The sequence below is a fragment of the Bacteroides sp. AM16-13 genome, from assembly GCF_003602705.1.
Taxonomy (GTDB): domain Bacteria; phylum Bacteroidota; class Bacteroidia; order Bacteroidales; family Bacteroidaceae; genus Bacteroides; species Bacteroides xylanisolvens.
The window spans coordinates 1-8,957 of record NZ_QTLK01000052.1; the positions used below are offsets into that span (position 1 = coordinate 1).

At 46.0% G+C, this 8,957-nt stretch carries 10 protein-coding genes and 1 pseudogene; all 11 read left to right on the forward strand.

What is annotated here, in order from left to right; all coding sequences use genetic code 11:
• Positions 1–54 precede the first annotated feature (54 nt).
• Positions 55–165 (forward strand): annotated as a pseudogene (locus DW173_RS23240) (DUF4134 family protein); the annotation flags it as partial.
• 11 nt (positions 166–176) lie between these two features.
• A complete protein-coding gene (locus tag DW173_RS23245) occupies positions 177–503 on the forward strand; it encodes a DUF4133 domain-containing protein (protein ID WP_032529744.1) in 327 nt (108 codons plus the stop codon).
• Positions 500–3,004, forward strand: a complete 2,505-nt coding sequence (locus tag DW173_RS23250) for a TraG family conjugative transposon ATPase (protein ID WP_120145316.1) — start codon at positions 500–502, stop codon at positions 3,002–3,004. Before DW173_RS23245 ends, DW173_RS23250 begins: the two co-directional genes overlap by 4 nt.
• A 28-nt stretch (positions 3,005–3,032) precedes the next feature.
• The gene (locus tag DW173_RS23255) at positions 3,033–3,389 is read left to right on the forward strand and encodes a DUF3876 domain-containing protein (RefSeq protein WP_120145317.1); all 357 of its coding nucleotides are present in this window, start codon (positions 3,033–3,035) and stop codon (positions 3,387–3,389) included.
• A 4-nt stretch (positions 3,390–3,393) separates the two neighbouring features.
• Positions 3,394–4,023 carry a DUF4141 domain-containing protein gene (locus DW173_RS23260; RefSeq protein WP_120145318.1) on the forward strand — a complete coding sequence of 210 codons (630 nt, stop codon included), beginning with the start codon at positions 3,394–3,396 and terminating at the stop codon, positions 4,021–4,023.
• 18 nt (positions 4,024–4,041) lie between these two features.
• A complete protein-coding gene (gene traJ / locus DW173_RS23265) occupies positions 4,042–5,067 on the forward strand; it encodes a conjugative transposon protein TraJ (RefSeq protein WP_011107101.1) in 1,026 nt (341 codons plus the stop codon).
• A gap of 12 nt (positions 5,068–5,079) precedes the next feature.
• Positions 5,080–5,703, forward strand: a complete 624-nt coding sequence (gene traK, locus DW173_RS23270) for a conjugative transposon protein TraK (RefSeq protein WP_015532621.1) — start codon at positions 5,080–5,082, stop codon at positions 5,701–5,703.
• A gap of 3 nt (positions 5,704–5,706) precedes the next feature.
• Positions 5,707–6,012 carry a TraL conjugative transposon family protein gene (locus tag DW173_RS23275; RefSeq protein WP_120145319.1) on the forward strand — a complete coding sequence of 102 codons (306 nt, stop codon included), beginning with the start codon at positions 5,707–5,709 and terminating at the stop codon, positions 6,010–6,012.
• Positions 5,987–7,372 carry a conjugative transposon protein TraM gene (gene traM / locus DW173_RS23280; RefSeq protein WP_120145320.1) on the forward strand — a complete coding sequence of 462 codons (1,386 nt, stop codon included), beginning with the start codon at positions 5,987–5,989 and terminating at the stop codon, positions 7,370–7,372. Before DW173_RS23275 ends, traM begins: the two co-directional genes overlap by 26 nt.
• 33 nt (positions 7,373–7,405) lie before the next feature.
• Entirely contained in the window at positions 7,406–8,314 is a 909-nt protein-coding gene (traN, locus tag DW173_RS23285; RefSeq protein WP_118158788.1) for a conjugative transposon protein TraN, read from the forward strand.
• 2 nt (positions 8,315–8,316) lie between these two features.
• Positions 8,317–8,895 (forward strand): conjugal transfer protein TraO, encoded by a 579-nt coding sequence (locus tag DW173_RS23290; protein WP_120145321.1) that lies wholly within the window; start codon positions 8,317–8,319, stop codon positions 8,893–8,895.
• Positions 8,896–8,957: the final 62 nt, after the last annotated feature.

Sequence of the window (8,957 nt, forward strand, 5' to 3'; positions counted from 1 at the left end):
TCAAGTACGGTTCTGTGAGAGGCTTAGGGTGAGATTCCCTTTGCCTACTCGATTGGCAAGTTTTCTTCGGGCGACCCTGACACCAGTAAAACGGCGGCTTCTTGGTTTGGTGCTTGTATCTTTTTGATTGTCGCTGCCACTATCCTACGTTCATTCTTCCTCTAAAGAAATGGACTATGGCAGACTATCCGATTAACAGGGGGATAGGCAAGCCAGTTGAGTTTAAAGGGTTGAAAAGTCAGTATCTTTTCATTTTTGCGGGCGGGCTGTTAGCCCTGTTCGTGCTTTTCATCATCATGTACATGGTAGGCATTAACCAGTGGGTGTGCATCATCTTCGGCGTTACTTCGGCAACGTTGCTTGTATGGCTCACATTCCGGTTAAACGAAAAGTACGGGACACACGGGTTAATGAAATTGTCCGCACGCAAAAGCCACCCTTTCCATATCATCAACCGAAAAGCCATATCCCGATTATTCCATTTAAAACAAGCATCGAAATGAGAAATATATTAAAAGCTACTACGCTGGAAAACAAGTTTCCACTGTTCACGGTGGAAAACGGGTGCATCGTTTCCAAAGACGCCGACATAACGGTGGCGTTCCGGGTGGAACTGCCGGAACTGTTCACCGTCACGGCAGCCGAATACGAAGCGATACATTCCGCTTGGAACAAGGCGGTAAAGGTGCTGCCCGATTATAGCATCGTTCATAAACAGGACTGGTTCATCAAAGAAAACTATGCGCCTGACATCCAAAAGGATGATTTGAGTTTCCTTTCCCGTTCCTTTGAACGGCATTTTAATGAAAGACCGTTCTTAAACCATACCTGCTATTTGTTTCTGACGAAAACGACAAAGGAACGTAGCCGGATGCAGAGTAATTTTTCTACTCTTTGCCGGGGCTTCCTTGTCCCCAAAGAGATAAAGGACAAGGAAACGGTTACAAAGTTCCTCGAAGCGGTGGGGCAGTTTGAAAGCATTATGAACGATAGCGGTTTCATTACCCTTACCCGCCTGACTTCGGACGAAATCACCGGGACAAAGGAAACGGCGGGTATCGTGGAAAAATACTTTTCACTCTCACAAACAGACACTACCACATTGAAAGATATTCAACTGAACGCCGAAGATATGCGGATAGGTGACGATATTCTTTGTTTGCATACCCTTTCGGATGCGGAAGATATGCCGGGCAAGGTGGGAACAGATACCCGCTATGAAAAGCTATCCACCGACCGGAGCGATTGCAGGTTATCTTTTGCTTCTCCGGTGGGCGTGTTGCTTTCCTGTAACCATATCTATAACCAGTACATCTTCATTGACGACCATACGGAGAACCTGAAACAGTTTGAAAAGATGGCTCGCAATATGCACTCCCTTTCCAAATACAGCCGTGCCAATCAGATTAACAAGTCTTGGATAGAGGAATATTTGAACGAAGCACATTCACAGGGGCTTATCTCCGTGCGATGCCATTGTAATATCATGGCATGGAGTGACGACCGGGACGAACTCAAACACATTAAAAATGATGTGGGGTCACAGCTCGCACTTATGGAGTGCAAGCCACGTCATAACACCACCGACACACCGACCTTGTTTTGGGCGGGCATACCCGGCAATCAGGCGGACTTTCCGGCGGAAGAAAGTTTCTACACCTTTATAGAACAGGCTCTTTGTATGTTCACCGAAGAAACGAACTACAAAAGTTCGCTTTCTCCCTTTGGTATCAAGATGGTGGATAGGGTCACAGGAAAGCCGTTGCACATTGATATTTCAGACCTGCCAATGAAAAAAGGTATCATTACCAATCGCAACAAGTTCATACTTGGGCCGAGTGGTAGCGGCAAATCATTCTTCACCAATCACATGGTGCGCCAGTATTACGAACAAAATGCGCACGTCCTGCTGGTTGATACCGGAAACAGTTACTTAGGATTGTGTGAAATGATAAACCGGAAAACGCACGGGGAAGATGGGATTTATTTTACCTATACTACTGAAAACCCGATAGCGTTTAATCCTTTCTATGTGGAAGATGGGGTATTCGATATTGAAAAGAAAGAGAGTATCAAAACGCTTATCCTGACCCTTTGGAAAAGGGACGATGAAGCACCCACACGGGCGGAAGAAGTGGCTTTGTCAAACGCCGTAAGTTCCTATATCGAACTGATTACTAAGGATAGTTCGGTTACTCCCTGCTTCAATACATTCTATGAATATGTGAAAAATGACTACCGGGCGCACCTGCAAGAAAAGAACGTCCGGGAAAAGGATTTCGATATAGACAACTTCCTGAATGTATTAGAACCTTACTACAAAGGGGGCGAATATGATTACCTGCTGAACTCCGACAAGGAGCTTGATTTGCTGCATAAACGCTTCATTGTCTTTGAGTTGGATAATATCAAAGACCACAAAATCCTGTTCCCGATTACAACCATTATTATCATGGAAGTATTTATTTCCAAAATGCGTAAACTAAAGGGTATCAGGAAATTAATATTGATAGAAGAAGCGTGGAAAGCGATTGCATCGGCGAATATGGCGGATTACATAAAATATTTATACAAAACCGTTAGAAAGTATTTCGGCGAGGCGATTGTAGTTACCCAAGAGGTCGAAGATATTATTTCCTCGCCCATTGTAAAAGAGAGTATTATAAACAATTCTGATTGTAAGATACTGCTCGACCAAAGGAAATACCTTAATAAATTCGATAGCATACAGAACCTTTTGGGACTGACCGATAAGGAACGTTCACAGGTGCTTTCCATCAACCTTGCCAATCATCCGAACCGGAAATACAAGGAAGTTTGGATAGGCTTAGGCGGTACACAATCAGCCGTATATGCTACCGAAGTGAGTTTGGAAGAATATTTTACATACACCACCGAAGAAACGGAAAAGATGGAACTATTCGCCTTGTCCGAAAAGTTGGGCGGTAATCTCGAACTTGCTATCAAACGGCTTGCCGAAAGCAAGCGCAATCCCGAAAAATAATCAATTAACAATTTAAAAATCATTCAGTATGAAACATTTAAAATTCCTGTTTCCGGTGCTGTTATGCACCTTGTTACTGGGGCTTTCTTCCTGTAAGGAAACAAACACCGACCGTCTTAGGGCGATGCGTGGTGACTGGGAAAGCGTGAAAAACCGTCCTGCGTTCTCTCTCTTTGAGGAAAACGGGCATTACCGGGTAACGACCTATCGAAAGACCTACCGGGGAACTATCCAAACGGAAACCTATCAGATTTCAGAACAAGACGGAAACCTGTTCATCGAAACGGGGTTGTCCGTCCTGCTGACTTATGACAAAGAGAATGACCGGATTCTGCTTTCTCCCGGCGGAGAATATAAACGGAGTAACCAACCAATAAAGAAGTAAGCGTATGAAAACAAAGATTATAATGCTGCTTGTAGTATGCAGCCTGTTTGTCGGAAAGGTAAACGCACAATGGGTGGTGAGTGACCCCGGCAACTTGGCGCAAGGGATTATCAATGCGTCAAAGAACATCATTCAGACTTCTTCGACCGCACAGAATATGATAAAGAATTTTCAGGAAACGGTAAAGATTTATCAACAGGGAAAAGATTATTATGATGCCTTAAAATCAGTGCATAACCTTGTCAAAGATGCCCGGAAAGTACAAAAGTCTATCCTGCTTATCGGTGAGATTTCCGACATCTATGTGAACAGTTTTCAGAAGATGCTTTCGGATGAAAACTATACGCCGGACGAGCTTTCGGCGATTGCCTACGGATATACCCAACTGTTGCAGGAAAGTTCCGATGTACTGGAAGAAATGAAAAGCGTGGTGAACATCAACGGGCTTTCCATGTCGGATAAAGAACGGATGGACGTTATCGACCGGACGTATAACTCCATCAGGAACTACCGGGATTTGGTGAGCTACTATACCCGGAAAAATATTTCTGTTTCCTACCTGCGGGCGAAAAAGAAAAAGGACACCGACCGGGTAATGGCTTTGTATGGTTCGGCGGATGAACGTTACTGGTAACTTTTAAAAATAAGTAGTATGTTATTAGCAATCGAATTTGATAACCTGCATCAGATTTTACGAAGTCTGTACACGGATATGATGCCGCTATGCGGGAACATGGCGGGGGTAGCCAAAGGAATAGCGGGACTGGGGGCTTTGTTCTATGTGGCTGCCAAAGTATGGCAGTCGCTCGCCAGTGCCGAACCGATAGACGTTTACCCTTTGCTCCGTCCTTTTGTGATTGGTTTCTGTATTATGTTCTTCCCCACATTCGTACTGGGTACGATTAACAGCGTGATGTCGCCAGTAGTCAAGGGGTGTAACAATATGCTCGAAACGCAAACTTTCGATATGAACGCCTACCGGGAACAAAAGGACAAACTGGAATATGAAGCGATGGTGCGTAATCCGGAAACGGCTTACCTTGTTTCGGATGAAGCATTTGATAAACAGATTGACGAATTGGGATGGTCTGCCAAAGATATTGCCACAATGGGCGGTATGTACATGGATAGGGCAGCCCACAATATCAAGCAATCCGTCCGGGATTGGTTCAGGGAACTTTTGGAACTGCTCTTTCAATCGGCAGCCCTTGTGATAGACACTATCCGAACCTTTTTCTTGATTGTCCTTGCCATACTGGGTCCGATAGCCTTTGCCATCAGTGTATATGATGGCTTTCAGGCGACACTGACCCAATGGATAACAAGGTACATTTCCGTTTACCTGTGGCTACCCGTTTCAGACCTGTTCAGTTCCATTCTTGCCCGAATACAGGTGCTTATGCTCCAAAAGGATATTCAGGAGCTATCAGACCCCAATTTTGTACCCGATAGCAGCAATTCAGTGTACATAATCTTTATGATAATCGGTATCATCGGTTACTTCACCATCCCCACCGTATCGAACTGGATTATTCAGGCGGGCGGAATGGGCAACATGAGCCGGAATATAAACAGTGCAGCCAATAAAACGGGCAGTGGCGTTGGTGCGGTAGCCGGAGCAGCCACCGGAAACGCTGGCGGCAGGGTCGGCGGTAAACTAATCAAAGGTAATCAATAATTAAAAATCAAGATGGAATTTAAAAGTTTAAAGAACATTGAAACCAGTTTCAAACAGATACGTCTTTTCGGGATTGTGTTTGTCGTTATGTGTACCCTGATAACGGGGTATGCCGTTTGGAACTCCTACACATTTGCCGAAGCGCAACGACAGAAAATTTATGTATTGGACGGTGGTAAAAGTTTGATGCTTGCGCTTTCGCAAGACCTGACACAAAACCGTCCGGTTGAAGCAAGGGAACACGTGAAGCGTTTTCACGAACTCTTTTTCACGCTCTCACCGGATAAGAACGCTATCGAAAGCAATATCAAACGGTCGCTGTTCCTCGCCGATAAGAGCGCATTTAACTATTACCGTGACCTCTCGGAAAAGGGATATTACAACCGTATCATTTCGGGCAATATCAGCCAGACCATACAGATAGACAGCGTTTCTTGCAATTTCGATGTGTACCCGTATGCGGTGGCTACCTATGCCCGCCAAATGATTATCCGTGAAAGCAGCGTGACGGAAAGAAGCCTTGTCACCCGTTGCCGGTTATTGAACGCTGTAAGAAGTGACAACAACCCGCACGGCTTTATGATGGAAAGTTTCGAGATAACGGAAAACAAGGACTTGAACACCATAAAGCGGTAAGCCATGATACGGAAAATTCTCTCTCCGGTTAATCAGGCAATTACCCATGTGCAGGACTGGGCGGATGAAAAACTCCGCCACCTGTGCGGGCGCATGACACCGGAAATAAGGCTGGCAGTCATACTGCTTATGCTCCTGTTCTTCGGCGGGCTATCCATCTACTTTACGGTATCATCCATTTACCGGATAGGAAAAGAGGATGGCGAAACCATACGGATAGAACACATCAGGCAGTTGCAGCTACAAGGTAAAGACAGTACGAACATTTTTAATCAGTCAGACAATGGAAGAAAAAGAAGTGAAAAATGAAGTTCCCGCACCGGAAACGGACAGGAAGAAAGAACCTGAAAAACAGGGAAAGGAAAAAAAGGAACTGATCCCGCAGCAGATACAGCAGCGAAAGAAGATGCTGATTTACCCGCTTATGGGACTGGTTTTCTTGGGGTCTATGTACCTGATTTTCGCACCGTCCGATAAGGACGAAGCAAAGGTGGAAAACGTGGGCGGATTTAACGCCGATATTCCGCAACCCAAAGGGGACGGGATAATCAGCGATAAAAAGACAGCCTACGAACAGGAACAAATGGAGAACAAACAGGCGGACAAGATGCGCTCCTTACAGGATTTTGCCTTTTCGCTGGGAGAGGAAAACGGGAACGGGGAAGATTTGACCCTGATAGATGATGCTCCGGCGGAAAAACCGAAAACCAATGTAATAGACTTCGGGGCGGGTGCGCCGAACAATAGCCGTTCCTCTATCCAATCTTCGGCGGCAGCTTACCGGGATATGAACCGTCAGTTAGGCAGTTTCTACGAAACGCCGAAAGAGGACAAGGAAAAAGAGGAACTGAAACGTCAGGTGGAAGAACTCACTGCCCGGCTCGATGCGAAAGAAAGCGGTGCGGGTAACATGGATGAACAGGTTGCACTTATGGAAAAGTCCTACGAACTGGCGGCAAAGTATATGAACGGACAGAACGGGCAAAGCGTACCACCGCAACCGGGACAGATTGCACAGGTCGCACCGTCCGCACCTGTTCAGGGCAAAGGAAATGCCACACCTGTAAAATCGGTATCGGACAGGACGGTTTCAGGATTGCAGCAGCCCATGAGCAACGCCGAATTTGTCGCCGAATACAGCAAGCCACGCAATTACGGGTTTAATACGGCGGTCGGCAGTGGTTATTCGATGGGAAAGAACACTATCCGGGCGTGTGTGCATAACGACCAAACACTTATGGACGGGCAGACCGTCAAGCTCCGGCTGTTAGAACCGTTACAGGCGGGGAACGTGATTGTCCCGAAAAACAGCCTTGTTTCAGGAAGTGCCAAAGTGCAGGGGGAACGGCTCGACATACTGGTGTCCTCGCTCGAATATGCGGGTAACATCATTCCGGTGGAACTTGCCGTTTACGACAGTGACGGGCAAAAGGGGCTTTCCGTTCCCTCGTCACTGGAACAGGAAGCGGCAAAGGAAGCGATGGCGAACATCGGTGCGGGACTGGGTACGAGCATTTCCTTTGCGCAAAGTGCCGGGCAGCAGGTCGCAATGGATATTACAAGGGGCTTGATGCAAGGCGGTTCGCAATACCTTGCCAAGAAGTTCAGAACGGTAAAAGTACACCTGAAAGCGAACTATCAGGTGATGCTTTACGCCAAACAACAGTAATTTATTTATCAACCATAAAAATTTCAATCCAAAATGAAAAAGTTAATTATCATGTTTGCCCTACTCTTGGGCGTGGTTTCAATGAAAGCACAAAGTAACGATTTGTATCAGGGCATTACTAAAAAGCTGCCTTACCGCCAAATGGTGACACCTTACGGCGTACAGGTGACGTTCGCCAAAACGGTACATATCATTTTCCCGTCTGCCGTTAAGTACGTGGACTTAGGCAGTAACTACATTATTGCCGGAAAAGCGGACGGGGCGGAAAATGTTGTCAGGGTCAAGGCTACGACAGAGGGCTTTCCCGGTGAAACCAATTTTTCCGTTATCTGTGAGGATGGCAGCTTTTACAGTTTTAACGCAAAATACGCACACGAACCGGAAATGCTGAACATCGAAATGAAAGACTTCTTGGAGAATGAGGACACAACGGATTTCAGCCATACCCGGATGAACATCTATTTCCGTGAACTGGGTAACGAAAGCCCGCTTTTGGTAAAGCTGATTATGCAGTCCATCTACAAGAACAATGACCGGGAAATAAAGCATTTGGGATGCAAACGGTTCGGGGTGCAGTTCTTGGTAAAGGGGATTTATTCGCATAACGGGCTGTTCTACTTCCACACACAAACAAAGAACAGTTCAAACGTGCCGTTTGATACCGACTTTATCCGTTTCAAGATTGTGGATAAGAAAGTAGCCAAAAGAACGGCTATTCAGGAAACGGTGATTGACCCGGTGCGGAGCTATAACGAGATACTGGTTATCGGTGGCAAAAGTACCGTCCGCACCGTGTACACCGTTCCGCAGTTCACTATCCCTGACGATAAGATATTAGTCATCGAACTGGTGGAAAAGAACGGGGGCAGACACCAAACCATCCGGGTGGAAAATTCGGATATAGTGGCTGCCAAAGTGATTAACGAACTTAAAATCAAATGAACATGAAAAGGATATGTTGTATTATATCCCTTTTTGTGCTGTGCCTGACTTTCAACCAGGCACACGCACAAAGATGTCTGCCGGGAATGAAAGGCTTGCAGGTTACGGGCGGCATGGCGGACGGTGTTCACTGGAACAGTAAAAGCGATTTCGCCTATTATTTCGGGGCGGCTCTTTCCACCTATACCAAAAACGGGAACAGGTGGGTTGTTGGCGGGGAATACCTCGAAAAGCATTACCCCTACAAGGATTTGCAAATACCAGTCAGCCAGTTTACAGGCGAGGGCGGTTACTATATGAACTTCCTTTCAGACCGGAAGAAAACCTTTTTTCTTTCGCTGGGATTGTCCGCACTTGCCGGGTACGAAACGAGCAACTGGGGCGATAAATTGCTACCCGATGGCTCGACCCTGACCGATAAGGACGGTTTTGTCTATGGCGGTGCGCTGACGCTGGAACTGGAAAGTTATATTACCGACCGGGTGGTGTTCCTGATTAACGCAAGGGAAAGATGCCTGTTCGGTTCTTCAGTCGGAAAGTTCCATACACAGTTTGGCGTAGGACTAAAATGTTATATATAACATTTGATTCCATATGTTAGTTTTCAATTTATGTTGTATAATAATTGTATTTAACTTGTGAA

Excerpts from the sequence above, each read along its gene's own strand:
- DW173_RS23245 (WP_032529744.1), top strand. The coding sequence starts at position 177 with ATGGCAGACTATCCGATTAACAGGGGGATAGGCAAGCCAGTTGAGTTT.
- DW173_RS23250 (WP_120145316.1), top strand. The coding sequence starts at position 500 with ATGAGAAATATATTAAAAGCTACTACGCTGGAAAACAAGTTTCCACTG.
- DW173_RS23255 (WP_120145317.1), top strand. The coding sequence starts at position 3,033 with ATGAAACATTTAAAATTCCTGTTTCCGGTGCTGTTATGCACCTTGTTA.
- DW173_RS23260 (WP_120145318.1), top strand. The coding sequence starts at position 3,394 with ATGAAAACAAAGATTATAATGCTGCTTGTAGTATGCAGCCTGTTTGTC.
- traJ (WP_011107101.1), top strand. The coding sequence starts at position 4,042 with ATGTTATTAGCAATCGAATTTGATAACCTGCATCAGATTTTACGAAGT.
- traK (WP_015532621.1), top strand. The coding sequence starts at position 5,080 with ATGGAATTTAAAAGTTTAAAGAACATTGAAACCAGTTTCAAACAGATA.
- DW173_RS23275 (WP_120145319.1), top strand. The coding sequence starts at position 5,707 with ATGATACGGAAAATTCTCTCTCCGGTTAATCAGGCAATTACCCATGTG.
- traM (WP_120145320.1), top strand. The coding sequence starts at position 5,987 with ATGGAAGAAAAAGAAGTGAAAAATGAAGTTCCCGCACCGGAAACGGAC.
- traN (WP_118158788.1), top strand. The coding sequence starts at position 7,406 with ATGAAAAAGTTAATTATCATGTTTGCCCTACTCTTGGGCGTGGTTTCA.
- DW173_RS23290 (WP_120145321.1), top strand. The coding sequence starts at position 8,317 with ATGAAAAGGATATGTTGTATTATATCCCTTTTTGTGCTGTGCCTGACT.